27 protein-coding genes are annotated in these 23,269 nt (G+C 73.3%); 15 read left to right on the plus strand and 12 right to left on the minus strand.

Annotation, left to right across the window (positions count from 1 at the left end):
* The first annotated feature begins 235 nt into the window (after positions 1 to 235).
* The 6 genes from ACZ58X_RS03160 to ACZ58X_RS03185 all read left to right on the plus strand — a co-directional run bounded on the left by ACZ58X_RS03160 (position 236) and on the right by ACZ58X_RS03185 (position 5,330).
* Positions 236 to 709 carry a hypothetical protein gene (locus ACZ58X_RS03160; RefSeq protein ID WP_470331956.1) on the plus strand — a complete coding sequence of 158 codons (474 nt, stop codon included), beginning with the start codon at positions 236 to 238 and terminating at the stop codon, positions 707 to 709.
* Positions 706 to 2,301 (plus strand): multicopper oxidase family protein, encoded by a 1,596-nt coding sequence (locus tag ACZ58X_RS03165; protein WP_470331957.1) that lies wholly within the window; start codon positions 706 to 708, stop codon positions 2,299 to 2,301. The genes ACZ58X_RS03160 and ACZ58X_RS03165 overlap by 4 nt, the downstream gene beginning before the upstream one ends.
* A gap of 166 nt (positions 2,302 to 2,467) precedes the next feature.
* The gene (locus tag ACZ58X_RS03170; protein ID WP_470331958.1) at positions 2,468 to 3,826 is read left to right on the plus strand and encodes a DUF2252 domain-containing protein; all 1,359 of its coding nucleotides are present in this window, start codon (positions 2,468 to 2,470) and stop codon (positions 3,824 to 3,826) included.
* A 16-nt stretch (positions 3,827 to 3,842) separates the two neighbouring features.
* The gene (locus ACZ58X_RS03175; protein WP_470331959.1) at positions 3,843 to 4,106 is read left to right on the plus strand and encodes a DUF6193 family natural product biosynthesis protein; all 264 of its coding nucleotides are present in this window, start codon (positions 3,843 to 3,845) and stop codon (positions 4,104 to 4,106) included.
* A 55-nt stretch (positions 4,107 to 4,161) separates the two neighbouring features.
* Complete coding sequence (locus ACZ58X_RS03180) at positions 4,162 to 5,079, plus strand: DUF6891 domain-containing protein (RefSeq protein ID WP_470331960.1); 918 nt, start codon at positions 4,162 to 4,164, stop codon at positions 5,077 to 5,079.
* A gap of 29 nt (positions 5,080 to 5,108) precedes the next feature.
* Positions 5,109 to 5,330 carry a hypothetical protein gene (locus ACZ58X_RS03185; RefSeq protein WP_470331961.1) on the plus strand — a complete coding sequence of 74 codons (222 nt, stop codon included), beginning with the start codon at positions 5,109 to 5,111 and terminating at the stop codon, positions 5,328 to 5,330.
* A gap of 54 nt (positions 5,331 to 5,384) precedes the next feature.
* Here ACZ58X_RS03185 and ACZ58X_RS03190 read toward each other — a convergent pair whose 3' ends face one another.
* Positions 5,385 to 6,296, minus strand: coding sequence for a diacylglycerol kinase (locus ACZ58X_RS03190; RefSeq protein WP_470331962.1), 912 nt, complete (start codon positions 6,294 to 6,296; stop codon positions 5,385 to 5,387).
* Positions 6,293 to 7,915, minus strand: coding sequence for an FAD-binding oxidoreductase (locus tag ACZ58X_RS03195; RefSeq protein WP_470331963.1), 1,623 nt, complete (start codon positions 7,913 to 7,915; stop codon positions 6,293 to 6,295). Before ACZ58X_RS03195 ends, ACZ58X_RS03190 begins: the two co-directional genes overlap by 4 nt.
* 20 nt (positions 7,916 to 7,935) lie before the next feature.
* On the opposite strand from ACZ58X_RS03195, the gene ACZ58X_RS03200 reads away from it, so the two are divergent.
* The gene (locus ACZ58X_RS03200) at positions 7,936 to 8,655 is read left to right on the plus strand and encodes a TetR/AcrR family transcriptional regulator (RefSeq protein WP_470331964.1); all 720 of its coding nucleotides are present in this window, start codon (positions 7,936 to 7,938) and stop codon (positions 8,653 to 8,655) included.
* The gene (locus ACZ58X_RS03205; protein ID WP_470331965.1) at positions 8,652 to 10,208 is read left to right on the plus strand and encodes a glycerol-3-phosphate dehydrogenase/oxidase; all 1,557 of its coding nucleotides are present in this window, start codon (positions 8,652 to 8,654) and stop codon (positions 10,206 to 10,208) included. Before ACZ58X_RS03200 ends, ACZ58X_RS03205 begins: the two co-directional genes overlap by 4 nt.
* An 82-nt stretch (positions 10,209 to 10,290) precedes the next feature.
* On the opposite strand, the gene ACZ58X_RS03210 is transcribed toward ACZ58X_RS03205, so the two are convergent.
* Both ACZ58X_RS03210 and ACZ58X_RS03215 read right to left on the minus strand, forming a co-directional pair.
* Positions 10,291 to 10,740, minus strand: a complete 450-nt coding sequence (locus tag ACZ58X_RS03210) for a hypothetical protein (RefSeq protein ID WP_470331966.1) — start codon at positions 10,738 to 10,740, stop codon at positions 10,291 to 10,293.
* 84 nt (positions 10,741 to 10,824) lie between these two features.
* A complete protein-coding gene (locus ACZ58X_RS03215; RefSeq protein WP_470331967.1) occupies positions 10,825 to 11,118 on the minus strand; it encodes a hypothetical protein in 294 nt (97 codons plus the stop codon).
* A gap of 257 nt (positions 11,119 to 11,375) precedes the next feature.
* On the opposite strand from ACZ58X_RS03215, the gene ACZ58X_RS03220 reads away from it, so the two are divergent.
* Entirely contained in the window at positions 11,376 to 11,951 is a 576-nt protein-coding gene (locus ACZ58X_RS03220) for a TerD family protein (protein WP_360241946.1), read from the plus strand.
* Between the two features lie 81 nt (positions 11,952 to 12,032).
* Here the strand turns inward: ACZ58X_RS03220 and ACZ58X_RS03225 are convergent, their stop codons facing one another.
* Positions 12,033 to 13,283 (minus strand): FAD-dependent monooxygenase, encoded by a 1,251-nt coding sequence (locus ACZ58X_RS03225; protein WP_470331968.1) that lies wholly within the window; start codon positions 13,281 to 13,283, stop codon positions 12,033 to 12,035.
* Between the two features lie 232 nt (positions 13,284 to 13,515).
* On the opposite strand from ACZ58X_RS03225, the gene ACZ58X_RS03230 reads away from it, so the two are divergent.
* Both ACZ58X_RS03230 and ACZ58X_RS03235 read left to right on the plus strand, forming a co-directional pair.
* Positions 13,516 to 15,558, plus strand: a complete 2,043-nt coding sequence (locus tag ACZ58X_RS03230) for an oxidoreductase (protein ID WP_470331969.1) — start codon at positions 13,516 to 13,518, stop codon at positions 15,556 to 15,558.
* A 172-nt stretch (positions 15,559 to 15,730) separates the two neighbouring features.
* Complete coding sequence (locus tag ACZ58X_RS03235; protein WP_470331970.1) at positions 15,731 to 16,465, plus strand: hypothetical protein; 735 nt, start codon at positions 15,731 to 15,733, stop codon at positions 16,463 to 16,465.
* 111 nt (positions 16,466 to 16,576) lie between these two features.
* Here the strand turns inward: ACZ58X_RS03235 and ACZ58X_RS03240 are convergent, their stop codons facing one another.
* The gene (locus ACZ58X_RS03240) at positions 16,577 to 16,762 is read right to left on the minus strand and encodes an RICIN domain-containing protein (protein ID WP_470331971.1); all 186 of its coding nucleotides are present in this window, start codon (positions 16,760 to 16,762) and stop codon (positions 16,577 to 16,579) included.
* Positions 16,763 to 17,436: 674 nt separating this feature from the next.
* Here ACZ58X_RS03240 and ACZ58X_RS03245 point away from each other — a divergent pair.
* Genes ACZ58X_RS03245 through ACZ58X_RS03255 form a run of 3 tightly spaced genes read left to right on the plus strand, consistent with a single transcriptional unit; the run spans position 17,437 to position 18,520 of the window.
* Positions 17,437 to 17,574, plus strand: a complete 138-nt coding sequence (locus tag ACZ58X_RS03245; RefSeq protein ID WP_470331972.1) for a hypothetical protein — start codon at positions 17,437 to 17,439, stop codon at positions 17,572 to 17,574.
* A complete protein-coding gene (locus tag ACZ58X_RS03250) occupies positions 17,571 to 18,038 on the plus strand; it encodes a hypothetical protein (protein ID WP_470331973.1) in 468 nt (155 codons plus the stop codon). The genes ACZ58X_RS03245 and ACZ58X_RS03250 overlap by 4 nt, the downstream gene beginning before the upstream one ends.
* 17 nt (positions 18,039 to 18,055) lie before the next feature.
* Entirely contained in the window at positions 18,056 to 18,520 is a 465-nt protein-coding gene (locus tag ACZ58X_RS03255; protein WP_470331974.1) for a hypothetical protein, read from the plus strand.
* A 235-nt stretch (positions 18,521 to 18,755) separates the two neighbouring features.
* Here the strand turns inward: ACZ58X_RS03255 and ACZ58X_RS03260 are convergent, their stop codons facing one another.
* Positions 18,756 to 19,109: an HGxxPAAW family protein gene (locus tag ACZ58X_RS03260; RefSeq protein WP_470331975.1), complete on the minus strand. Its 354-nt coding sequence runs from the start codon at positions 19,107 to 19,109 to the stop codon at positions 18,756 to 18,758.
* Positions 19,110 to 19,209: 100 nt separating this feature from the next.
* Here ACZ58X_RS03260 and ACZ58X_RS03265 point away from each other — a divergent pair, with 100 nt between their 5' ends.
* On the plus strand, positions 19,210 to 19,695 hold the full coding sequence (locus tag ACZ58X_RS03265) for a MarR family transcriptional regulator (RefSeq protein ID WP_470331976.1): 486 nt from the start codon (positions 19,210 to 19,212) through the stop codon (positions 19,693 to 19,695).
* A 74-nt stretch (positions 19,696 to 19,769) separates the two neighbouring features.
* On the opposite strand, the gene ACZ58X_RS03270 is transcribed toward ACZ58X_RS03265, so the two are convergent.
* The 5 genes from ACZ58X_RS03270 to ACZ58X_RS03290 all read right to left on the minus strand — a co-directional run bounded on the left by ACZ58X_RS03270 (position 19,770) and on the right by ACZ58X_RS03290 (position 23,258).
* The gene (locus ACZ58X_RS03270) at positions 19,770 to 21,032 is read right to left on the minus strand and encodes an alpha/beta hydrolase family protein (RefSeq protein ID WP_470331977.1); all 1,263 of its coding nucleotides are present in this window, start codon (positions 21,030 to 21,032) and stop codon (positions 19,770 to 19,772) included.
* A gap of 201 nt (positions 21,033 to 21,233) precedes the next feature.
* On the minus strand, positions 21,234 to 21,596 hold the full coding sequence (locus tag ACZ58X_RS03275; RefSeq protein WP_470331978.1) for a hypothetical protein: 363 nt from the start codon (positions 21,594 to 21,596) through the stop codon (positions 21,234 to 21,236).
* Positions 21,597 to 21,966: 370 nt separating this feature from the next.
* Positions 21,967 to 22,392 carry a hypothetical protein gene (locus ACZ58X_RS03280; RefSeq protein ID WP_470331979.1) on the minus strand — a complete coding sequence of 142 codons (426 nt, stop codon included), beginning with the start codon at positions 22,390 to 22,392 and terminating at the stop codon, positions 21,967 to 21,969.
* A 7-nt stretch (positions 22,393 to 22,399) separates the two neighbouring features.
* Positions 22,400 to 22,765, minus strand: coding sequence for a hypothetical protein (locus ACZ58X_RS03285; RefSeq protein ID WP_470331980.1), 366 nt, complete (start codon positions 22,763 to 22,765; stop codon positions 22,400 to 22,402).
* A 181-nt stretch (positions 22,766 to 22,946) separates the two neighbouring features.
* A complete protein-coding gene (locus tag ACZ58X_RS03290) occupies positions 22,947 to 23,258 on the minus strand; it encodes a hypothetical protein (RefSeq protein ID WP_470331981.1) in 312 nt (103 codons plus the stop codon).
* Positions 23,259 to 23,269 lie beyond the last annotated feature (11 nt).

Here is a 23,269-nt window from a genome sequence, read left to right on the forward strand (position 1 = left end):
TGGACGCCGACCCGACGTCGACGCGGGGCCGGTGCCGACGCGGGGCCGAGCGGCGGGCCCGGGCGCCGGAGGGCCGTACGGGCGGATCACCCGGACGGGTGACAAGCCCCGCGCGAACCGGCGCAACGGCACGGCCGACCTGCCCAGAACCCTTGGGTGCGACGGAATCTGAGGTGGAATCAGCTACGCTCTCGCCCGCCCCGCCCGAGCCGTCGAAGCAGAGAGTAGCCACGACATGAGCAGTCCTCCTGCCGCCCCCGCGCCCCGTTGGCCGCTGGTCCTCCTGCGGGCCACCGCCACCACGCTGGCGCTGCTGGCCCTGCTCCAGACCATGCTCGCCGGCAGCTTCCTCAACGGCACCTACGACTCCCTCGAGGAGCACGAGGACAACGCGACGCTGCTGGCCGTCGTGGTGGTGGTCCAGCTGGTGGTGGCCGTGCTGGTGCGCCGGCCCGGCGGCGGGCCGCGTTGGCCGCTGTGGACCACCGCCCTGCTCGCCGTCGCCGTGTCGGGGCAGATCGGCGCGGGCTACGCCCGGTCGATCGGGCTGCACGTCACCCTCGGGGTGCTGCTGGTCAGCGGCATCCTGTTCGGCCTGGTCGGCGCCTGGCGGCTACCGCTACCCGCCCGGGAAGGCCTGCCCGAGGCGGGCCCGGACGGCGGCGGACGGCTGCCGCGCCCCGGCGGGCCGGTGGCGGTGGAGCGGTGAACCGCCGCCGGTTCCTCGGCATCGGCGCCTCGGTGCTCGGCGCGGGCGCGGTGGCCGCCGTCGCCGTCCCGTCGGCGGCGTACCTGTTCGCGGAGAGTCTCCCCGGGCGGCTGCTCGGCAGCGACCTGGAACTGCCCGCGGCCTTCCAGGTCCCGTTGCCGGTGCCGGCCGTACTCCGGCCGGTGCGCAGCGACGGCGGCAACGACTACTACGAGATCACCCAGCAGGTCGCGAAGCTGGAGATCCTGCCCGGGGTGCGGACCGAGGCCTGGACCTACGGCGGGACCTTCCCCGGCCCGACACTGGTCACCCGCTCCGGCCGGGCCGCGGTGGTCAAGCACCGCAACGAGCTGCCGGTGCCCTCGGTGGTCCACCTGCACGGCGGGCACACCCCGGCCGACAGCGACGGCTACCCGGTCGACCTGCTGCTGCCGGTCGGCTCCCCCGACCCCGCCGCCTCGGCGACGGACAGCACGGCGGGCATGGCGGGGATGCCGGGGATGCCGGGGATGCGGCCCATGAGCGGCCACACCGTGGTCGGTGAGCGCACCCACACCTACCCGGGCAAGCAGCGCGCCGCCACCCTCTGGTACCACGACCACCGGATGGGCTTCACCGGCCCCGGCGTCTGGCGCGGCCTGGCCGGGTTCCACCTCGTCCAGGACGACGAGGAGGCCGGGCTGCCGCTGCCGCGCGGTGAACGCGACCTGCCGCTGATGATCGCCGACCGCTCCTTCGCCGCCGACGGCTCCTTCAAGTACCCGGCCGCGGACGCCTCGTCGGCCACGCCCGGCGTCACCGGCGGCTACATGAACGGCGTCCTCGGCGACGTCATCCTGGTCAACGGCGCCCCGTGGCCGCGCCTGGACGTCGACCGCGCGCACTACCGGCTGCGCCTGCTCAACGCTTCCAACTCCCGGCTCTACCGGCTCGAACTGGACCCGCAGCCCGCCGGCGGCGACGCGCTGGTCCAGATCGGCTCCGACGGCGGCCTGCTCGCCGCACCGGTCGGCCACGACGGGATCGAGATCGCCCCCGCCGAGCGCTTCGACGTGGTCGTCGACTTCTCCCGCTACCAGCCGGGCACCCAGGTCCGCCTGGTGAACCGCTTCGGCAGCGGGCGCGCCGCCGAGGTGATGCGCTTCGACGTCTCCTCCCGGGCGGTGGACGACGACGTCAAGGTGCCCGACCAGCTGTCCACCGTCGAGCGGCTGGACCCGGCCGCGGCCGTCGCCACCCGCGACTTCGCCTTCCGGCGCAGCGGCAGCGCCGGCTGGACCGTCAACGGCGACCCGTACGAGCCCGGGCGCAGCCTCGCCGCCCCCACCCTCGGCCGGGTCGAGCGCTGGCGCTTCTCCACCGACGTGCACCACCCCGTGCACGTCCACCTCGACCCCTTCCAGGTGGTCGCCCGCAACGGCAAGGATCCGGGCCCGTGGGACGTGGGCTGGAAGGACACCGTGGACCTGCGGCCGGCGGAGGCGGTGGAGGTGCTGGTGCGGTTCACCGACTACGCGGGGACGTACATGCTGCACTGCCACAACCTGGAGCACGAGGACATGGCGATGATGGCGGACTTCACGGTGGGCTGAGCCCGTCCGCCCGTCCTTTCCCCGCCCCTTCTCGCCCCGCCCCTTCTGGCCCCTTCCGTTCCTCCGTTCGGCCCAGCGCCGGGGGGCGCGCGCCGCGCCCTCCGGCACGCTGGTCCCAGCGCCGCGCCGACGGGTGCGGCCGCCCGGTGACGGACGGAGCCGCCGCATGACCACCCCCGCCGAACGCCGCCGCACCGGCCGGGCCGCCCGCGAGCGGGTCTCCCGCTCCGAGCACGGCCGGTGGATCCCGGCCGCGGACCGGCCCGATCCGCTCGGCGTGCTGGAGGCCCAGGGCGCGGACCGGGTCGCCCGGCTGCTACCGATCCGCTACGGGCGGATGGCCGACAGCCCGTTCGGCTACCTGCGCGGTGCCGCCGCGGTGATGGCCGCCGACCTCGGGGCCGTCCCCGGCACCGGGCTGACCGTCCAACTCTGCGGCGACGCGCACCTGTTGAACTTCGGGGTGTACGCCTCGCCGGAACGCGCGCTGCTCTTCGACGTCAACGACTTCGACGAGACCCACCCCGGGCCCTTCGAATGGGACGTCAAACGCCTCGCCGCCAGCATCGCGGTCGCCGCCCGCGACCGAGGCCAGGACGACGACCGGGCCCGGCGCGCCGCCCGCACCGCCGTCCTGGGCTACGCCGCGGCGATGCGCCGACTGGCCGGCCTCGGTGAACTCGACGTCTGGTACAGCCGGATCGACACCGCGGACCTGCTGGCATTGGTCCGCAGGACCAAGCGGCGCAAGGCCGTCGAGGCCGGCCTCGACCGGGCCCGGCGCCGCACCAGCCTCCAGGCCTTCGGCAAGCTCACCGAGGAGCGCGACGGCCGGCGCCGGATCGTCAGCGCGCCGCCGCTGATCGAGGAGCTGGAGCGGAGCGAACTGCGGGGCGTGGGCATGGTGTTCAGCGACTACCGGGCGACCCTCGCCGAGGACCGGCGGGTCCTGCTCGACCGGTACCGCTTCGTCGACGCGGCGATGAAGGTGGTCGGCGTCGGCAGCGTCGGCACCCGCTGCTACATCGTCCTGCTGGAGGGCCGGGACGCCCGCGACCCGCTGTTCCTCCAGCTCAAGGAGGCCGGCCGGTCGGTGCTGGAGGACCACCTGCCGCCCGTCCGGCTGGAGGCCGAGGTGGCCGTCCACCACGGCGGGCGGCGGGTGGTCACCGGGCAGCACCTGATGCAGGCCGCCAGCGACATCTTCCTCGGCTGGACCACCGGCCCCGCCGGACGGCACTTCTACGGCCGCCAACTGCGCGACATGAAGGGCTCGGTGGAGGTCGACACGATGACCGCGTCCGGTCTGCGCGCCTACGCCGACCTGTGCGGGCGCGCCCTCGCCCGGGCCCACGCCCGCACCGGCGACCGCCTCGCCGTCGCCGGCTACCTGGGCGGCGCCGACACCTTCGCCGACGCCGTCGCCGACTTCGCCCTGCGGTACGCGGACCGGACGGCGGCCGACCACCGGGAGCTGGTCGAGGCGATCGCCTCGGGGCGGATCAGGGCGACCCGGGGGGTGTGAGGGCGGTCGCGCCCCCATGTGGCGGCTGATCGATGCCTCCGCGGCCCCGCCCGTGCTGCGGGCGCTGTTCCCGTGGGCCTCGATGGCCTGCCTGAGCGTCTCCGCCTCGACGGACTTCCGGATCTGGGGCACCGAGGGCATTCCCGGCATCGTGGCCTGGCGCTCCGGCTTCACCGTGCTCGAAGGGCACGGACGGGAGAACACCGTGCTGCTGGAGACGGACGACCCGGTGGCGGCCGTCGCGTACCTGGCCGGTCGGCTGCGGGAGCGGCGGGGCTGAGCGGCCCCACCCGGCTGGCGGGCCGGGTGTCAGTGGGGTGTGCAAGGGTGGCCGCATGCTGGCGATCACGGTGCAGACGAACGACGAGCGGCACCCGAGGGTGACCGCGGAGGAACTCGCGGGGTTGGTCCGGCGCATCGGCGCCGGGGCCGACACCTTCCTCGTCGTGCAGCGGATACCGGACCTGCCGGACGTCTACATCCAGGTGTGGCACAAGGCGGGTGGCCACTACGCGCTGGAGCACCGCGACGGCTCCGCCGCCCGGCACTTCGAGGTGCGGGTGGACGGGCCGGAGGCCGTGGTCGCGGCGATGACGGGTTGGGCGCGGCACGAGCCCGGCTGGGGCGAGGGCCTGGCCTGGGCGCCGCTGGACTTCGGCCCGGCGCCCGAGCCGGTGCCCGCGCCGGAGCTGGCGGCCGAGGAGCGGCGGCAGCTGGAGGAGCAGCTGCGGCTGACCCTCGCCTGCGGCTACACCGACCGCGCCCGGCTGGCCGAGCAGGCCGAGGAGTACCTGGTGTCGGGCGAGCGCCGCCCGCTCTCCCGGGCCCAGGCCGAGCAACTCGCCGACCGGCTCTGGCTGGAGCGGGTCGGCGTGCAGAGCGGCTGGATCGGCGAGACGGATCCGGAGCGCCTCGCCCGGGCCTTCGCCGCGCTGGCGGCGGGCGGCATCACGGCGCGGGAGAACTTCGCCTGCTGCCGCTCCTGCGGGGAGGCGGAGATCGGCGCGGCCGGGGCGCCGGAGGCCCGGGGCTTCGTCTACTTCCACTCCCAGTGCACGGAGTCGGCCGCCGTCGGGCGCGGCCTGTCCCTGCTCTACGGCGGCTTCGACGGCTCCGCGGCGACCACCACGGCCGTCGGCCGGGAGGTGGTCGCCGCCCTCGCGGCCGTCGGCCTGCCGGCGGTGTGGAGCGGTGATCCGTCCGACGCGATCGAGATACGCCCGCTGCTCTGGCGCCGACGGCTGGTCGGCTGACCACGTCCGACGCAGACGAGGACCGGACGATGAGTTCCGACGTGCTGTCGGTGATCCCGACCGACCCGCACTGGCAGCCGGACGCGGCGGCGACGACCCTGGACGCCCTGGAGCACGACTGGCCGTGCGGCTTCGCCCGCTTCGAGCTGGAGGTGTGGGACCCGGAGCAACCCTGGTTCACCGAGGCCCAGTTGGCGGCCCTGGCCGCTGCCCTCGGCCACCCGGTCCGGCAGATCAGGGCGCACCTGTGACGACGGGCCCCAAGGCCCCGGGCGGCCGCCGCCGCCCGGGGGGTTCCGGGGGCCTCAGGGCACCAGCAGGCGCAGGGCCTCGCGTCGGACCGTGACGTCGACGGGGAGGGCGGTGATGAACTCGCCGTCGGCGTAGGAGGTGATCCCGGGCGACTCGATCCGCAGGGAGGCGGTGCGCAGGGTGGTGACCTCCGGGTGGGTGGTGTGGGTGCCCTTGAAGAGGGTGGGGAAGAAGCGGGCGATCCGCAGCCGGGGCATGGCGTCGACGAGGGTGACGTCGAGCAGGCCGTCGTCGGGCAGGGCGGCGGGGCAGATCAGCATGCCGCCGCCGTAGCTGCGGGTGTTGCCGACGGCGGCGAGGGTGAGGTCGCGTTCGATGACGGTGCCGTCGGCGAGGGTGATCCGGAACGGCAGCGGTTTCAGGTTGGCGAACTCGGCGAGGATGGCGAGGTTGTAGCGCATCCGGCCGCGCGGCCAGCGCAGCCGGTTGGCGCGGTCGCTGACCAGTGAGTCGAAGCCGCTGGCGAGGACGGAGCCGTACCAGCGCACGGCGCCGTCCGGGCCGGTGATCCGGCCGAGGTCGACGGTGCGGGTGCGGCCGGCGGCGATGACCTCGGCGGCGGCCTCCGGGTCGCCGATGGGCAGGCCGTACTCGCGGGCGTGGTCGTTGCCGGTGCCGGCGGGTATGACGCCGAGCGGGACGGTGGTGTCGGCCAGGGCCTGGAGGGCGAGGTTGATCATGCCGTCGCCGCCGACCACGGCCACCGCGTCGGCCCCGCCGGCCGCCGCCTCGCGGGCGAGGCGGACGGCGTCGTCGGCGGAGCGCCCGGCCCGCGGTTCGACCTCGATGCCGAGGGCGCGCAGGCGGGCGACGGCCCGGTGGGCGGCGGGTTCGGCGTGGCCGATGCCCGCCGCCGGGTTGGTGAGAACGGTGACCCTGCGGATGACGGTTCTCGGCGCGGTCACGGGATCAGCTTGCCGGGGTTGAGGATGCCCGCCGGGTCGAGTTCGGCCTTGACGGCGCGCAGGATGCGCACGCCGAGGTCGCCGATCTCGTCGGTCATCCAGGGCCGGTGGTCGGCGCCGACCGCGTGGTGGTGGGTGATGGTGCCGCCCGTGCGGAGGATGGCGTCGCCGGCGGCCCGCTTGGCGGCGCCCCAGCGGGTGAGCGGGTCCTCGCCGAGGGCGGCGACGACGGTGAAGTAGAGCGAGGCGCCGGTCGGGTAGACGTGCGAGATGTGGCACAGCACGAGCGCGCCGGGCAGGGCGGTGGTGAGGGCCTCGGTGACGGCGGCGCGCAGGTCGGCGAGCCGGCTCCAGTCGGTGGCCGTCTCCAGGGTCTCGCAGAGCGCGCCGGCGTTGAGCAGCGAGTCGCGCAGGTAGGGCGCGTTGAACCGGCCGTGCTCCCAGGCCCGGGCGGGTGCTTCGCCGAGCGAGGTGCCGCCGGCGGCGAGCAGCACGGCGCGGGTGAGGTCGTGCCGGGCGGCGACCTGTTCGGCGGTGCCCTCGAAGACGGTGACGGCGAGGCAGCCGGTGACGGCGGGGGCGCCGCCGATCTGCTCGGTCAGGGCAAGGTTGATCATGGTCTCGGCCTCGTCGGAGAGCCGGATCACGGTGGGGCCGGTGCCCTGCTGCTCGACGGCGCGCAGCGCCGCCGTCCCGGTGGCGAAGTCGGGGAAGCTCCACGCCTCGTACGCTTTGACGGCGGGCAGCGGGTGGACGCGCAGGCGCACGGCGGTGATGACGCCGAGGGTGCCCTCGGAGCCGAGGAAGAGCTGGCGCAGGTCGGGGCCGGCTGCGGAGGCGGGGGCGCGGCCGAGGTCGAGCGTCCCGCTGGGGGTGACCACGCGCAGGCCGCGGACCATGTCGTCGAAGCGCCCGTGGCCGGCCGAGTCCTGGCCGGAGGAGCGGGTGGCGGCGAAGCCGCCGATGGTGGCGTACCGGTAGCTCTGCGGGTAGTGGCCGAGCTCCCAGCCGCGCTCGGCGAGCAGGGCTTCGGCGGCGGGGCCGGTGAGGCCGGCGCCGAGGACGGCCTCGCCGGAGGTCTCGTCCAGGTCGAGGAGCTGGTCGAGGCGGCGCAGGTCGAGGGAGACGACGGCCCGGAGGTCGCCGCGCTCGGGGTCGAGCCCGCCGACCACACTGGTGCCGCCGCCGAACGGGACGACGGCGACGCGGCGTTCGGCGCAGACGGCGAGGACGGCCGCGATCTCCTGCTCGCTGCCGGGCAGCAGGACGGCGTCGGGCGCGTCCTGCTCCGCGCGGCTGCGGCGGCGCAGCAGGTCGGGGGTGGACTTGCCGCCGGCCCGGGGCAGCCGGTCGGCGTCGGCGGTGCTGACGTGCTCCGCGCCGACGGCGGCGGCGAGCGCCTCGACGTCCTCGGCGGTGATCCGGGTGGGGCGCAGCACGACCTCGGCGGCGCTCGGCCCGGGGGCGGCGTCACCGGTGACGCCGAGGGCGGCGGCGAGCAGTCCCTTGATGTCCGCGGACAGCTCCTTGGCGAGGGCCGGGTCGCCCCAGGCGTTCCACTTCATCGGGGGGAGCGGCAGCGCGGCTGCGGCCGCTCCCGCTTGCGTCTCAGGTGCCATGCGTTACAGTTTCACACATCATGTCAAGTAGTAACGCCACGGCCGGAGCGCCGCGTAGTACCGATGACGCGATCCTGGACGCCGCCGCCGACCTGGTCGTGCACCTCGGCGTCCGCCGCACCCAGCTGGCCGAGATCGCGCGCCGCGCCGGGGTCAGCCGCCCGACCGTCTACCGGCGCTGGCCGGACGTCCAGGCGGTGATCGGGGCGCTGCTCACCCGCGAGATCATGGCCACCCTGGAGAGCACCTCGCTGGGCGGGCACGACCAGGGGGAGCCGGGGGACCACGGGACCTCGGCGGGCCACCGGACCTCCGCGGGCCACCGGACCTCGGGGGGCCACGCGACGACCTCGGCGGACCACGGGACCCCGGGGGACCGCGAAGCGCCGGAGCGCCGCGAGGCCTTCGTGGACCAGGTGGTCGAGGTCGCCGTCCGGCTGCGCGACCACCCCGTGCTCGGCGCACTGCTCCACTCCGACGACTCCGACCTGCTGCTCCAGTACGTGGTGGAGCGGCTCGGCGAGAGCCAGCGCGGCCTGCTGGAGGCGCTGCGCACCGGCATCGCACTCGGCCAGGCCGACGGTTCGGTCCGGGCCGGGGAGCCGACCGAGCTGGCCGCCATGGTCCTGCTGATCGCCCAGTCCACCGTCCAGTCGCACCGCATGGTCGCCTCCCTGCTGCCCGAGGCGGCCTGGCGGCGCGAACTGGCCAGAGCGCTGAACGGATACCTCGCGCCATGACGTCCAAGGCCGCCCGCTTCGCCGGCACCGCCCAGCTCAACGGCGTACGACGGATGCGCGAACTCGACGCGCTCGCCGCCGACCCGCGGATCGACCTGCTGGTGATCGGCGGCGGGGTGACCGGCGCCGGAGTGGCACTGGACGCCGCCGCCCGCGGCCTGCGCACCGTCCTCGTCGAGGCCCGCGACCTCGCCTTCGGAACCAGCCGCTGGAGCTCCAAGCTGGTGCACGGCGGCCTGCGCTACCTCGCCTCCGGGCGGGTCAAGGTCGCCCGGGAGAGCGCCGTCGAGCGCGGCGTGCTGATGACCCGCACCGCCCCGCACCTGGTCCGCGCCCTGCCCCAACTGGTGCCGCTGCTCCCGGACCTGCTGCGCCCGGGCCAGGCCGCGCTGATCCGCGCGGGCTTCCACGCGGGGGACGCGCTGCGGCTGAGCGCCGGGACGCCGGGCGCCCTGCTGCCCCGGGTCCGCCGGATCGACGCGGCCCGGACCAGGCAGCTGGTGCCGGGCGTGCGGACCGACGGCCTGCGCGGCGCGCTGGTCGCCAACGACGGCCAACTCGTCGACGACGCCCGGCTGGTGGTCGCGCTGGCGCGCACCGCCGCGCAGTACGGGGCGAGCGTGCTGACCCGGGTGCGGGCCGAGTCCGTCACCGGGACCTCCGCCCGGCTGGTCGACGCGCTGAGCGGCCAGTCGCTGACCGTCAGCGCGGGCGCGGTGGTCAACGCCACCGGGGTGTGGGCCGGAGAGGTGGACACCTCGATCAAGCTGCGCCCCAGCCGGGGCACCCACCTGCTGGTGGACGCCGCGACCCTCGGCTACCCGGTCGCCGCGCTCACCGTGCCGGTGCCCGGCTCCACCAGCCGCTTCGTCTTCGCGCTGCCGCAGCAGCTCGGCCGGGTCGCCGTCGGCCTGACCGACGAGGACGCCCCCGGCCCGGTCCCGGACGAGCCGCAGCCCACCGAGGCCGAGCTGGACTTCCTCCTCGACACCGTCAACGCGGCCCTCGCCACCGCCCTGACCAGGGCGGACGTACGCGGTGCCTACGCCGGGCTGCGCCCGCTGATCGACACCGGGGGCGGGAACACCGCCGACATCTCCCGGGAGCACGCGGTGCTGGAGTCCCCGTCCGGGGTGATCACCGTGGTCGGCGGCAAGCTCACCACCTACCGGCGGATGGCCGAGGACGCGGTGGACACCGCCGTCCGGCTGCGCGGCCTGCCCGCCCGCACCTGCTGGACGGCCCGGCTGCCGCTGGTCGGCGCCCCCGGCCACCGGGACAGCCGCCCGCTGCCGATCCAGGGGGTGCCCGTCTCGCTGGTCGCCCGGCACGGCGGACTGTCCCACGAGGTCATGGCGGCGGGGGAGTCGGCGCCGGTGGCGGAGGGCCTCGACGTGACCCGCGCCGAGGTCGGGTACGCGGTCACCCACGAGGGCGCGCTGGACGCCGCCGACGTGCTGCACCGGCGGACCAGGATCGGGCTGGTGGCGGAGGACGCCGAACGGGCCCGCGCGGCGGTCGAGGAGATCCTCGGGAAGCTCGCGGCGGAGTAGCGGAGTAGCGGAGTAGCGGAGTAGCGGAGTAGCCGTGCCGCCGTGCCGCCGTGCCGCCGAGCAACGGAGTAGCGGCCGGGGCTCAGTCGGCCCAGGGGAAGGGGATGAGGTCCGGCTCGACCCAGGCGGTGCGGGCCCGGTCGTCGGCCAGGGTTTCGGCCCGGTAGTGGCGGCCGAGCAGGTTCCGGTCGAGCAGCTCGGGGTGGCGCGCGCAGAGCTCCTCGAAGTCGGCCGCGCCCTCGGCGTGGTGGGCCACCAGCTCGACCCAGGCCCGGGTCATGGTGACGTGGAACTTCTGCGGCGCCCCGGCCTTGGTGGCGGTGCGCCGGATGCCCTCGCCGACCAGGTCGAGCGCGGCCGTGGCGCCGTGGCGGCGGACGGCCAGCCAGGTGAGCCGGACGTGCTGGAGGTGACCGAAGCGCTCGGCGTCGGCCATCACCTCGCGCAGCAGCTCGTCGAAGGCGTCGAAGGCGTCGGGGGTGCCGGGGGTGTCGGGGCCGTCGAAGGCGTCCGGGGCGGTGGGGGAGGTCATCGGGAGGCCTTCGGACGGGTGGCGGTGGACGGGGGATCGTAGTTTTCTGCGGTGGTCATCCGCAAGCGGCCCTGGTGGGCCGTCTCAGCGCCCGGTGCGTTCCGGCATCGGGTGTTCGGCCCCCGCCATCTCCAGCACGCAGGCGAGCGGGTGCTCCGCCCGGCCCGTCCGGTCCAGTCGCACGGCCAGTGGGCGCGGCGGCTCCTCGGCGAGTTGCCCGGACAGCGTCAGCGGGTAGCCGCCGTGGCCGTGGGTGCGGTGGAAGGCGCACTCCTTGCCGTCCACCAGCAGCTCGGTCTCGGTGATCCAGCCGGAGCGGACGTTGACGGTGACCGAGTGACCGTCCCGGTCGAGGTGGAAGCTGTACCGCTGGCGCATGGCAACCTCCCGCGAGGGGCCTCGGAACGGGGACGGCCAGGGGATCCATCGCCAGTCTAGGTCGGCCGTATCCTCCCGGCGATCCGGCCGGTACCGTGATCGGAGCTCGGAGGGATCGGGTGGAGGGGATCGGGGGGCGATCGGTTCCCGCTCCGGCCCCTGAGAAATCCCCGGGGCGGGGCCCGCCCGCAGGCGGATTCTCGCGATCTCTACAGTGTTGTAGATTCGTCCGCAGGGAGAGATCCGAGGAGGGCATTGTGGGAGTTTCGCTGGCCAAGGGCGGCAACGTCTCGCTGAGCAAGGAGGCGCCCGGACTGAGCGCCGTGATCGTGGGTCTCGGTTGGGACGTCCGCACCACCACCGGAGCCGACTACGACCTGGACGCCAGCGCGCTGCTCTGCAACGCGCTCGGGAAGGTGGTCTCGGACCAGCACTTCGTCTTCTTCAACAACCTCCGTAGCCCCGAGGGTTCGGTCGAGCACAGCGGCGACAACCTGACCGGTGGCGGCGACGGCGACGACGAGCAGATCAAGGTCGACCTGGCCCGGGTGCCGGCCGACGTCGCCAAGGTGGTCTTCCCGGTGTCGATCTACGACGCCGACGCCCGGCTGCAGAACTTCGGCCAGGTCCGCAACGCCTTCATCCGGGTCGTCAACCAGGCCAACGGCCAGGAGATCGCCCGCTACGACCTCACCGAGGACGCCTCGACCGAGACCGCGATGGTCTTCGGCGAGCTTTACCGCAACGGGGCCGAGTGGAAGTTCCGTGCCATCGGCCAGGGTTACGCCTCCGGTCTGCGCGGCATCGCCACCGACTACGGCGTGAACGTCTGACCGCCTGAGCGTCCGAGCGCTTGAACGTCTGATCGCTCGAACACCCCCGGGGCCGGTGCGGCCCCGCCCGGGCGGGTCGGCTCAGCCGGCCCGCCCGAGCGCGTGTCCGCCGAACCCCGAGCCGCCGCCGCTGAGCTGGCCCTGCCACCAGTCGGCCATCGCCGCCGCGTCCATGGCCGACCAGTCCGGCGCCGAGGTGACCTGGGCCCGGCCCAGTGACCGGCCCAGGTTCACCAACTCCCGCCCGGCCGGGGTCCGTTCCCGGTCGTACACGGCCAGCAGCGGCTCCCAGGAGCGGCCGCCGAGCCGCCGCCCGGCCAGCTCGAAGGCGTGGGCGTCCTGCAGTGCCTTCACCGCGCCGCTGGTGTTGTGCGGGCGGACGACGGTCGCCGCGTCCCCGCCGATCAGCAGCCGTCCGGCGGTGCGATACGGGACCGCCAGGTCGTAGACGGGCTGCAGCAGGGTCCGTTCGCGCGGGGTCTGCGCGATCACGGCGGCCCAGTACGGGGGCAGCTGCCGTGCGGCGAACTCCCGCATGGCGTCGAGCTGTTCGTCGCTGAGGGCGCCGGCGGCGACGGCCGTCGGGCCGTCCAGGCGCAGCCAGTCCGGGGTGGGCGCGTAGAAGACCCAGTTCACCAGGGTGCTGCCGGGGGCGAGCCCGGGGATGCGGTAGAGCACGACCTGGCCGCCGGGGTAGCAGACGGTGGCGCACTCCTCCTCCGGCCAGGCCGCCGCCCCGCCGGGTAGGTCGTCCAGTAGCGCGGCGTCGTAACTGCCGCGCCAGCACACGTAACCGGCGTACTCGGGCGCGGCCTCCGGGCAGATCGCGGCCCGGACCACCGAGCGGTAGCCGTCCGCGCCGATCACCAGGTCGTACGGGGTGCGGGTGCCGTCGGACTGTTCCGTCCAGGCGCCGCCGCGGTTGCCGCCGACGGCGGTGACGGTGGTGCCCGGCCGGTACTCGACGGCGTCCGGGGTCCGCCCGCGCAGGGTCTGCCAGAGCACCGCCCAGTGGTGGGAGTGGAACGGGAACGGCTGGACCCAGAGCGGCCGCCCGCGACCGTCCGGCCCGCCGGCCTCGCCGGCCGGCCCCCGGGTGACCCAGCGGCGCACGGTGAGCCGGTGGCGGCGGGTGCCCGGGGGCACGTGGCCGGCGTCGACCAGTTCGGCGAAGCGGTCGTTGTGGGTGCAGATCCCCAGGCCGCGGTCCTCCAGCCGGCCCGGGCTGCGTTCCAGCACCACGACCCGTTCGGCGCCCAGCCGGGCCGCCGCCCCCGCGAAGGCGCTTCCGGCGATGCTGCCACCGACCACGGCCACCGAGCCACCCCGCATGGGCCGTCCCCTTCCACCGAGCCCTGTGAGGCCGGGAAGGGTCTTCCGGGCCCCTTGCGCAGGGACTCGACGATACGCGGCGCGGACCGGGTGCGGAGGGTGTTGCGGACGTTCCGGCGGAGCTGCCGGTGGCCGGGCTATGCAACTAGTTGCATAGCCCGGCGAACGTCCCCTACCCTGCGGTAACAATCCGGGAGACCCCTCCCGCCGGCCGCCCCCACAGGAGACGTCGATGAGCTCGACCCCCGGCAGCAGCCGCTACCCGCACCTGCTCAGCCCGCTCGACCTGGGCTTCACCACCCTGCCCAACCGGGTGATCATGGGCTCGATGCACGTCGGCCTGGAGGAGGCCCCCGGCGGCTACCGGCGGATGGCCGCGTTCTACGCCGAACGGGCCCGCGGCGGCGTCGGCCTGATCGTCACCGGCGGCATCGCCCCCAACGAGGCCGGCCGCCCCTGGGACGGCGGCGCCATGCTGACCACCGAGGCGGAGGCCGACGAGCACCGGGTGGTCACCGACGCCGTGCACGCCGCCGGCGGGAAGATCGCCCTCCAGATCCTGCACTTCGGCCGCTACGCCTACCACCGCGACCTCGTCGCCCCCAGCGCCCTCCAGGCCCCGATCAGCCCCTTCGTGCCCAACGAGCTCACCGCCGAGCAGGTCGAGCAGACCGTCGAGGACTTCGCCCGCTGCGCCGAACTCGCCCGCCGGGCCGGCTACGACGGCGTCGAGATCATGGGCTCCGAGGGCTACCTGATCAACGAGTTCGTGGTCGCCGCCACCAACCACCGCACCGACGAGTGGGGCGGCCCCTACGAGCGGCGGATGCGCTTCCCGGTCGAGATCGTCCGCCGGGTCCGCGAGCGGGTCGGCGAGGACTTCATCATCGTCTACCGGCTCTCCATGCTCGACCTGGTCCCCGGCGGCTCCACCCTCGACGAGGTCGTCCAGCTCGCCCAGGCCGTCGAGGCCGCCGGCGCGACCATCATCAACACCGGCATCGGCTGGCACGAGGCCCGCATCCCCACCATCGCCACCTCCGTCCCGCGCGGCGCCTTCGCCTGGGTCACCCAGCGGGTGATGGGCAAGGTCGGCATCCCGCTGGTCACCACCAACCGCATCAACACCCCGGAGCTCGCCGAGCAGTTGCTCGCCGACGGCAAGGCCGACCTGGTGTCGATGGCCCGCCCGCTGCTCGCCGACGCCGACTTCGTCGCCAAGGCCGGCGAGGACCGCGCCGACTCCATCAACACCTGCATCGGCTGCAACCAGGCCTGCCTGGACCACACCTTCAACCTCCAGATCACCTCCTGCCTGGTCAACCCGCGCGCCTGCCACGAGACCGAACTCGTCCTGGCCCCCACCAGGTCGCGCAAGTCCATCGGCGTGGTCGGGGCCGGACCGGCCGGCCTGGCCTTCGCCGTCTCCGCCGCCGAACGCGGCCACGACGTCACGCTCCACGACGCCGCCGACACCGTCGGCGGACAGCTGAACATCGCCCGGCGGATCCCCGGCAAGGAGGAGTTCGGCGAGACGCTGCGCTACTACCGCACCCGGCTCGCCGAGCTGGGCGTCACCCAGCGCCTCGGCGCCGTCGTCAGCGCCGAGCAGCTCGCCGCCGACGGCTACGACGAGATCGTCCTCGCCACCGGCGTCACGCCCCGAACTCCCGCCGACATCCCGGGAATCGACCACCCCAGCGTGCTCGGCTACCTGGACGTGCTGCGCGACGGCGCACCCGTCGGCGAACGCGTCGCCATCCTCGGCGCCGGCGGCATCGGCTTCGACGTCGCCGAGTTCCTCACCGACCAGGGCGACGAGGCCAGCCTCAACCCGCCCGTGTTCCAGGCCAAGTGGGGCATCGACCCGGAGTACCGGGAGCGCGGCGGCCTGCGGCCGCCCGTCAGGCCGACGCCCCCGCGCAGCGTCCACCTGCTGCAGCGCAAGGTCGGCAAGGTCGGCGCCGGGCTCGGCAAGACCACCGGCTGGATCCACCGCACCGAACTCAAGCACCGCGGCGTGGTGATGGTCGCCGGCGCGAGCTACGACCTGATCGACGACGCCGGACTGCACTACACCGTCGACGGCGAACGCCAACTCCTGCCCGTGGACACCGTGGTGCTGTGCACCGGCCAGGAGCCGCGCCGCGACCTGGAGGCGGCGCTGCGCGAACGCGGCCTGTCCGTGCACGTCATCGGCGGCGCGGACGTGGCCGCCGAACTGGACGCCAAGCGGGCCATCAAGCAGGGGACGGAACTGGCCGCCACCCTCTGACACCGGGTGGCCGGGGGGCTACCCGGCGCACCGGGGCCCGCGGCGCCGCGCCGCGGGCCCCGCCTGTCTGTCCCCGCTCCGACCTGCGGAGATGCCCGCCCCGCGCGCCCGGCCCGGGCCCCGGTGCGACACTGGTGGCTGTCCCTGCCCGACCTCTCGACCGGGGGCCAGCATGTCCCTCCCGAGGCCTCTCCACGCCCTCGCCGCCGCCGCCCTCGTCGCGGCGGCCGCCCTGGGGCCGACCGCCGCCGCGAACGCCGCCGGTCCCGCGCCGGTGCTGCCCTCCGCCGACCAGCTGAAAGCCGCGCTGCTCACCGCGAACGACCTCGGCCCCGGCTACACCGAGGCCCCCGCCAGCGGCAGCCCGGGCCCGAGCGAGAACCCCACCCCCGTCCGCGGCTGCGACGCGCTCAACGCCCTGATCAACATGCACGCCACCGGCCCAGGCCCCGCCACCCCGCACGCCGAGACCGAACTCGACGGCCCGGACGGCGGCAACCCGATGGTGACCGAGGCCCTCACCGCCGAGGACCCGGCCCGGCTCGCCACCGACTTCGCCACCGCCACCGACGCGTTCAAGACCTGCCACACCATCACCTTCAACGCCGGCACCGACGCCTCGGTGACCTTCACCGTCACCCCCGTCACCCTCGGCGACCGGCAGGACGCCCCCGCCGTCCGCCTCGACGGCACCCTCGCGGGCGTCCAGCTCAGCGCCTACCTCGGCATCGAACGCTTCGGCACCGTCGGCATGGCCTACGGCTTCTTCCAGCGCCAGGCCGCCGACCCCCAGGCCGCCTCCGTCCAGTACCGCACCGCCGTCGCCAAGGTCGAGCGCACCCTCGGCACCACCGCCGGCAGCACCACCCCACCCACCGCCACCGCCACCCAGGGCATGTCGGTCTGACCGCCCCGGACCCCACCCTGAGCGGACCGCTCGCGGGAACAACAGCGGTGCCCCGCCCGGAAGTCCGGGCGGGGCACCGTTCTCGGTGGCCGACGGGTCGGCCACGCGGCCCTACTTGGTCTGGGCCTCGGCGTACCAGCGTTCGTTGGCGGCGCCGTTGCAGTCCCAGAGGTCCAGGGCACTGCCGTTGGTGGTGTCCCAGCCGTGGACGTCCAGGCAGAGACCGGACGCCTGGTGGACGAGCGAGCCGTCGTACCGGCGGGTCCAGTTCCAGCACTTCACGCTGACCTCGGACAACAAGATCAAGGTCAGCACCGGGCTCTGCCTCGGCGCCGTTGGCCGCGACCGCGTTCTTGGTGCGGTACAGGGTCGAGCCGTTGAACACCGTCGCCTTGTTGGCGGTGCCGTTGTGGTCGGTCGTGAAGGCGGCCTTGGCCGGGTACGCGGTTGCCGGGTCGCCGTTCGGGTAGAGCGGGTTCTTGTCCGCGTCCCCGGTGTCGCCGCTGGTGCGGCCGTCGAGCACCCATTGGGCCGGGTTGACGGCGGTGCTGGCGACGGTGCCGGGACCGTCCTCCCAGGTGTAGCCGGCGGTCGGGCTGCCGGGGGTGGTGGGCCTGCCCCACCAGATGTCGATGGAGCCGTCGGCCTTGGTGCCCCAGAGGGCGGCGTTGCCGCTGCCGGTGATGTCACCGTCCGAACCCAGCGAGGTCCAGGTGCTGGTGGAGGCGTAGCCGATCTTCGGTTACTGGTTCGTCGTCAATCGCATAACCGGGCCACATGTCCGCTTTGACGGACCGTCCGCCGATTTCGTTCAGGTGTGATGTGAATCACGCCCTCAGGGGATCCTCAAGCCGCTCGACCGCTGGATCGTTAGCGCCCTATCCTCCGATGAATCAAACTTCGAGAAGGGGATGCGGGGGGACAACACCAGTCACAACAGGACGGGCAGGTGGGCGATGAGGCAGGGGGGTGTGACCGACAAGGACCAAGCTCGACGCATCCACAACACGATGAAGTCGGGCATGGACGGAAACGGCAACATGGAAAAGGACGACATCATCGACATCGCGCGGAGTGAGCTCGGGGACGGGGGTGAAGGTTGCCCGTGAGCCAGTACTCCAAGATCGAGGAAAGTCGGGACATCGCGAAGCTTCGGAACTCCGTCGTGCCTCTGGTCGGGCATCGCGTCCGTGAAGCTCGACTGTCGCAGGCCGGATCGCTGCGCGTGGACTTCGACTCGGTCGTATCGGCCCGTGGTTGCCGACTCGGCATCTACAGCGTTGCGTGGCGCCTCGACAGCCGTGAGTCGATCGTGGCTGCCTCGCAGGACTCTCCGGACTTCCTGGCGAACTCGATTGCGACTCTGGGGGGTCAGCGCCTCGTCGCTGTCGAGGTGCTTTCGCCAAGCCTGGATACGACATTCAGATTCACGGATGTCGAACTGCGGGTCTTCCCTGCATTCTCGGTCATGGACAACGAGGATTCGATCTACTGGAACCTTCACCTTCCGTCCGGCTACCTGCTCTGTGCTGGGCCCGGGAGTTCGTGGTCCGTCCGGCGGGCAGTTCGGTGAGCGGGGACGTGGAGGCGATGGAGGAGCTGATCCGGCCGGTCCTGGGAAGGCAGGCGTGGGCCGTCCGACTCCTGTCCGGTAGCAACCTGGCGCTGAACTTCGGTAGCCCGGTCGAGCCCTACGGAAACGGGTCGGTCTTCGGTGAGTGGCACCTGTGGGTTTCGATGGCCGCCTGGAGGTTGGAAGGCGGAGGTCGCGTGATCGCAGGTTCGGAGGATCCGCGGTCCGTGCTCGTCCCCGCGGTCGCGCTGCTCGAAGGACGTCGACTGACGACCGTGACCATCCGGCCTCCGGCACTGGAGACGGTGTTCGAGTTCGACGGCTTCGAGCTCCATGTGTTCCCGATCTACTCACAGCGAGACGTCGATGATCCGGCCGACCACTGGATGCTGTGGATGCCGGCCGGAGACGTCCTGACGGTGAGGCCGGGCTCGACCTGGTCGGTCGAGACGTCGAGCAGTCGACGCGGTCGATGTCCGTAGCGGTGCTCCTGCCGACCTACGCCTGACGCACAGGCCGCGGGCCTGCTCGCGGGAACAGCAGCGGTGCCCCGCCCGGGAGTCCGGGCGGGGCACCGTTCTCGGTGGGCCGCCGTGTGGTCGATCTGGTACCAGCCGGTTCGGAAGAAGGGGAAGCCCTTGGTGCCGGTGGAGCTGGCCTGCGACTGGATGTCCTTGTCGTTGTCCCTCATGGACCAGATGGAGCCGCCCGAGTACGTCACGGCGGAGTAGCCACTCTCCTGGCGCAGGTGGAGGTGGCCGGGTGGGGGTGGCGGCGGGCAAGGCGGCAGCCGAGGCAGTGGGGGTGGCCGCCGTCGCGGGCGGTGGGGTCGGGGGTGCGCCAGTGGCGGAGGTGGGGTGGGCGGGGGCCGGTGGGTTTGCCCCAGCCGGCGAGGTGGAGCAGCCAGGTGGCGAGTGCGCCGAGGGCGGTGAGGGTTCCGCCGGCCCAGAGTCCGGGGGTCGAGCCGAGGACGAGGGCCGCGCCGGCGACGGCGAAGCCGGCGGTGGCGAGGGCGGAGCCGGTCCAGCCGGCGACGGTGTGTCCCATGTCGTGGTCACCGTGGGCACTCATGGATCCTCCTGTGGTGTGAGATGGACGGGTGGCGGTGGACAGCCGGAACCGGTTCGTTTATCTCACGAGATAAGTAACTTAGATGCTAAGGAGATCCTGGGTGAAGGGCAAGCCGCGCCCCCGGGCCACACCCGAGCAGGCGCTGTACGCGATGGACCAGATGATCGCGCTGGCCCAGTTCGGCCAGCAGGACATCGCCGCCCGGCTCGGGCTCAACACGACGGACCTGACCTGCCTCGGCTTCGTGATCGGGGCCGCCCTGGCGGACGAGCCACTGGCCGCCGGCGACCTCGCCGAGCGGGCCCACCTGACCACCGGGGCGGTGACCGGAGTGCTGAACCGGCTGGAGAAGGCCGGGTACGCGCGCCGGGAGGCCGACCCGGGTGACCGCCGCCGGGTGCGGGTGGTGATGGCGGAGGACGCGCAGCAGCGGATCCTCCAGGTCTACGGCCCGTACTACGAGCGGATCGGCGCGGTGCTCGCCGACTACACGCCGGACGAGACCGCGGTGATCGCCGACCTGTTCACCCGGGCGCGGGGCGTGCTCGCCGAGTCCCTGGACGAGATCCGGGCCGGGACGCCGTAGTACGGCGTCCCGGCCCGATGGCCCCGGCCCCCGGTGGGCGGCCGCACCCCCGTGGCGGCCGCCCGTCCTGCTCGTCAGGGGAGGAACCTGACCTCCGGGAACTTCGGCGAGGGGCCGTCGAGGAGGGCGCCGCGGCGGTGCCGGAGGTGGGCGTCGAAGAAGGCGAGCGGGTAGGACTGCTGGATGCGGGTGGAGCGGTCGGCGGGGAGGGTGCCGATCATCTGCTGGAGCTGCTCGTCGGGGATGCCGAGCAGCTTGGCGAGCTGGGGCATCAGGACGGCCGCGTCCTGGTAGGAGTTGTGACGGACGCCGTCGGCCTGGATGTTGAGGTGCCAGCCGCGCAGGTGGTTCCAGAAGGTGACGGCGTCCGGGTTCTGGTCGCGGCCGAACTCGGCGGTGATCATCATGAACGGCCGGTCCAGGTCGGTGACGGTGATCGCCGCCATCGGACCGTCGATGGCGAGGCCGGCCCGGACCCGGCGGTCGGCCATGAGGACGGCGGCGGTGGCCGAACCGCCCTTGGACCAGCCGAACATGCCGACGTCGAGCGGGTCGGGGGCACCGAGGAGGCCCTCGGGGAGCGCCTTCCCGTCGACGTCGGGGTTGCGTCCGGCGGCGAGCTCCTCGACGCAGTCCAGGACGAACCGGGCGTCGGCGGCGCAGTCGTTCGGGCCGATCCTGGGGGCGCCCTCGATCCACGGGGTGAGCACCCGGCCGTCGGGGAACTCGGTGAACGCGTCCCAGGTGTGGTCGACGGTGACCACGACATAACCGTGGCTGGCGAGTTCCTGGACGATGACGGTGTTGACGGCCCGGTGGGCGTGGGCGCCGTGCGAGTAGACGACGACGGGCAGCCGGTGGCCGGGGCGGTGGACGGGTGCGCCCAGGCGGGCGGCGGTGAGCGGGGCCGCGCTGAGCGGGATCTTGTAGCCGGCGTCGTCCAGGAACGCCTTGAGGGCGCCGTCACTCAGCCAGGGGGCGAGCGGGAGCTCCTCGGCCTTCCGGGCGGGGTACCAGACGCTGGCCATCAGCTCGCGGTACCGGCCGGGGCCGGCGAACGGGTCCGGCCGGGAGGTGTCGCGCAGGTGCAGGGCGACCGTGCCGATGCGGTGCGGGCCGGTGGGCGCGGGCAGGGTGATCCGGCCCGGTGCCGGGTCCGGCGTCGGGGCTGGCGTGGGAGTGCCGCCGGGTGCGGCGGGGGCGTCCGCCCGGGCGGTGGAGGCCAGACCGAGCGGGGCTGCGGCGCCCAGGGCCAGAGCGGTGCCCAGCATCCGACGGCGGGTCAGTCCGGGGCGGCGGGTCGGTCCGGTGGGGCCGGTGAACGGCGTGGTGTCCATGCGGAGGACGCTGTCACGGGGCGCGGGGGAGCGGCATCAGCCCGCCGGTTGATCTCCGGGCGGGGCGCATTGGCCCACGGGTTTACATCCCCGGGCTGATGCGCGGGCGAGGCCGGAACATGCCGGAGCCCGGGCGCACGGCGAGGCTCCGTGCACCCGGGCTCCGGGGTGGCGATCAGCTCTTCCGCCGCGCGGGGAAGGTCAGTTGAAGACCACGACGTCGGTGCGCATCGGCAGGGAGCTGCCCCAGCCGATATCGATCTTGAAGGTCACGATCCCGTTGCCGGGGGCGATGCTCGACACCTGGAAGGCGGCGGCGCCCACGAAGCGGTTCCCGTTGGAGTCGATCTCGGAGGCGGTGATCACGACGGTGGAGTCGATCCCGATGACGTTCCAGGACAGCTGGAGGTTGAACGTCCCGTGCGAGGGGGTCCAGGTCCACCAGGCCCGGTACACGGAACCGACGTTGCCGCCGATCGCCGCGAGGTCCTGGCCGTGGCCGGTGGGCTGCGAGTGGCCCGCGATCTGCGGGATCCCGGAGGCGGAGGATTCGGCTGCGGTCATGGCGTCACTCCTTGCGCCGGGAGAGCCCCATGAGCTCTCCGGATGCTACGAGTGTCGGTCAGTGTGCGGAGCGTCCACAATCACTCGTGAGAGTGAACTCCCAAGCATTGTCGGCGTGTTGACGTGCACAGCGGTCGGGTTTCATTGGGAGGTGTCGACTCGTTGGGGGCTGTTGCCAAGGGCCTCATGTCCCGGGCGTCACTCGCCCGGGACCCCGCCGCGGATGCGCGGGCCGGGCCGGATCACTTCTGCTTCTTGACGTCCTGGACGAAGCCCCGAATGCCGTCGATGGTCGCGATCCAGCCGAGGACGGCGGCGAGCGCCCGGCCGATGGCGAGGAGGGCGGAAACGATGAACTCCATGACGTCCTTCAGTGGTGGTGGGTTCCGGCCGTGCCGGCCCGGTTCCCGGTGACGTACGCGACCTCGCAGGCCCGGAACTTGAGGCGGAAGTTGAGCGAGAGGATCTCGAAGACCGGCGGCAGCTCGCGGCCGTACTCGTAGTACTGGATCATGTCGATGCCCTCGGGCTCGGCGCCCGGGGTGCCCACCCAGCCGTCGGAACTGACCGAGTCCTGCTCCATGTGCAGTTCGCCGACGTCCCGGAACTCCAGGGCGAACGGCCCGTGCCGGTCGTGCCGGAAGTCGACGGTGAGAGTGAGCTGCGGGTGCCCGCCCAGGCGGAAGCCCAGCAGTGCGGTGTCGTTGTGGAGGTCCAGGTACCGGCCCGCCGCCTGCAGTTCGATGGTGTGCAGCGGCGGGGTCCAGGGGTCCAGGCCGATGAATCGGGCGTGCATGTCGTCGTCAGTTTCCTCGTTCGCGTGCCGTCAGGCCGCTCGGGAGGAGCCTCCGGAACCACCCCACCCGGCTGTCGGATCCCCGCCCGGACCGGTTCAGTTCCGGATAGGCGCCATCGGGCCTGTTGTGCCCGGTGTCGAGGTCCTCGCCGGCCGGGGTGGATATCCAGCCGTGGGCGGCCCAGACCGATATGCCGTCGTTCGTCACCTGGACAGTGAAGGGGAATTCGTCGTGGGCCGGCGCCTTGCTGTGTACGACGAACGTTTCACCCGGTTCCATCCAGAAGTCGCTGCCCTCGGGTTCGAGCATCAGCTCAGTGCGCCGGTCGCTGCGGTTCTCGATCCCGACCTTGAATTCCACCGGGCTTTCCATGTCGCCAGTATGGCACGGGGAATTCGGAAGTCCGGAGATTTTTGCGGAAGTTCAGTGTGCCGTGGGCCGCCTGGTATCCCGGGTCGTAACACGTGTCACTACGGGCTGGAGGCCGCTGCCCAGCTGGGCAGCGGCCTCCAGCCCGTGGCACTGGCAGCGGCCGACGGTCTGATCCGGCGGATCAGAAGGCGTTCTCGACCCAGCCGAAGAAGAGGATCAGCGCCTTCTTCCCGGCGCAGGTCGGTGCGTGCCCGGAGGCGGCGAAGACGCAGAATGCGGCTACCACGACGACGGCTGCGGCGGCGAGGAGGCCGATTCCCGGAACCGGTCCCACGAATGCCAGGAGGATGGCGGCCAGCGTGGTGAGGGCGGCCATGCCGAGTCCGGTCTGGCGAAGGGTCCTGAGCAGGGAAACGTGTCCTGTCCTTGACGCTTTCTGGTCCGCTTCGACGATGACGTGGTCCGTCGTGTTGCACAGCGTTCTGTCGACCAAGATGTTCCCTC

The organism is Kitasatospora sp. NPDC040550, assembly GCF_055594965.1.

Bases quoted from the DNA above. Each gene is read 5' to 3' on its own strand.
- ACZ58X_RS03205 (WP_470331965.1), top strand. From the start codon at position 8,652: ATGACGTCCAAGGCCGCCCGCTTCGCCGGCACCGCCCAGCTCAACGGC.
- ACZ58X_RS03275 (WP_470331978.1), bottom strand. From the start codon at position 21,596: ATGACCGCAGCCGAATCCTCCGCCTCCGGGATCCCGCAGATCGCGGGC.
- ACZ58X_RS03215 (WP_470331967.1), bottom strand. From the start codon at position 11,118: ATGCGCCAGCGGTACAGCTTCCACCTCGACCGGGACGGTCACTCGGTC.
- ACZ58X_RS03195 (WP_470331963.1), bottom strand. From the start codon at position 7,915: ATGGCACCTGAGACGCAAGCGGGAGCGGCCGCAGCCGCGCTGCCGCTC.
- ACZ58X_RS03185 (WP_470331961.1), top strand. From the start codon at position 5,109: ATGAGTTCCGACGTGCTGTCGGTGATCCCGACCGACCCGCACTGGCAG.
- ACZ58X_RS03180 (WP_470331960.1), top strand. From the start codon at position 4,162: ATGCTGGCGATCACGGTGCAGACGAACGACGAGCGGCACCCGAGGGTG.
- ACZ58X_RS03160 (WP_470331956.1), top strand. From the start codon at position 236: ATGAGCAGTCCTCCTGCCGCCCCCGCGCCCCGTTGGCCGCTGGTCCTC.
- ACZ58X_RS03235 (WP_470331970.1), top strand. From the start codon at position 15,731: ATGTCCCTCCCGAGGCCTCTCCACGCCCTCGCCGCCGCCGCCCTCGTC.
- ACZ58X_RS03225 (WP_470331968.1), bottom strand. From the start codon at position 13,283: ATGCGGGGTGGCTCGGTGGCCGTGGTCGGTGGCAGCATCGCCGGAAGC.
- ACZ58X_RS03170 (WP_470331958.1), top strand. From the start codon at position 2,468: ATGACCACCCCCGCCGAACGCCGCCGCACCGGCCGGGCCGCCCGCGAG.
- ACZ58X_RS03280 (WP_470331979.1), bottom strand. From the start codon at position 22,392: ATGCACGCCCGATTCATCGGCCTGGACCCCTGGACCCCGCCGCTGCAC.
- ACZ58X_RS03175 (WP_470331959.1), top strand. From the start codon at position 3,843: ATGTGGCGGCTGATCGATGCCTCCGCGGCCCCGCCCGTGCTGCGGGCG.
- ACZ58X_RS03270 (WP_470331977.1), bottom strand. From the start codon at position 21,032: ATGGACACCACGCCGTTCACCGGCCCCACCGGACCGACCCGCCGCCCC.
- ACZ58X_RS03285 (WP_470331980.1), bottom strand. From the start codon at position 22,765: ATGGAAAGCCCGGTGGAATTCAAGGTCGGGATCGAGAACCGCAGCGAC.
- ACZ58X_RS03200 (WP_470331964.1), top strand. From the start codon at position 7,936: ATGTCAAGTAGTAACGCCACGGCCGGAGCGCCGCGTAGTACCGATGAC.
- ACZ58X_RS03230 (WP_470331969.1), top strand. From the start codon at position 13,516: ATGAGCTCGACCCCCGGCAGCAGCCGCTACCCGCACCTGCTCAGCCCG.
- ACZ58X_RS03260 (WP_470331975.1), bottom strand. From the start codon at position 19,109: ATGAGTGCCCACGGTGACCACGACATGGGACACACCGTCGCCGGCTGG.
- ACZ58X_RS03210 (WP_470331966.1), bottom strand. From the start codon at position 10,740: ATGACCTCCCCCACCGCCCCGGACGCCTTCGACGGCCCCGACACCCCC.
- ACZ58X_RS03255 (WP_470331974.1), top strand. From the start codon at position 18,056: ATGGAGGAGCTGATCCGGCCGGTCCTGGGAAGGCAGGCGTGGGCCGTC.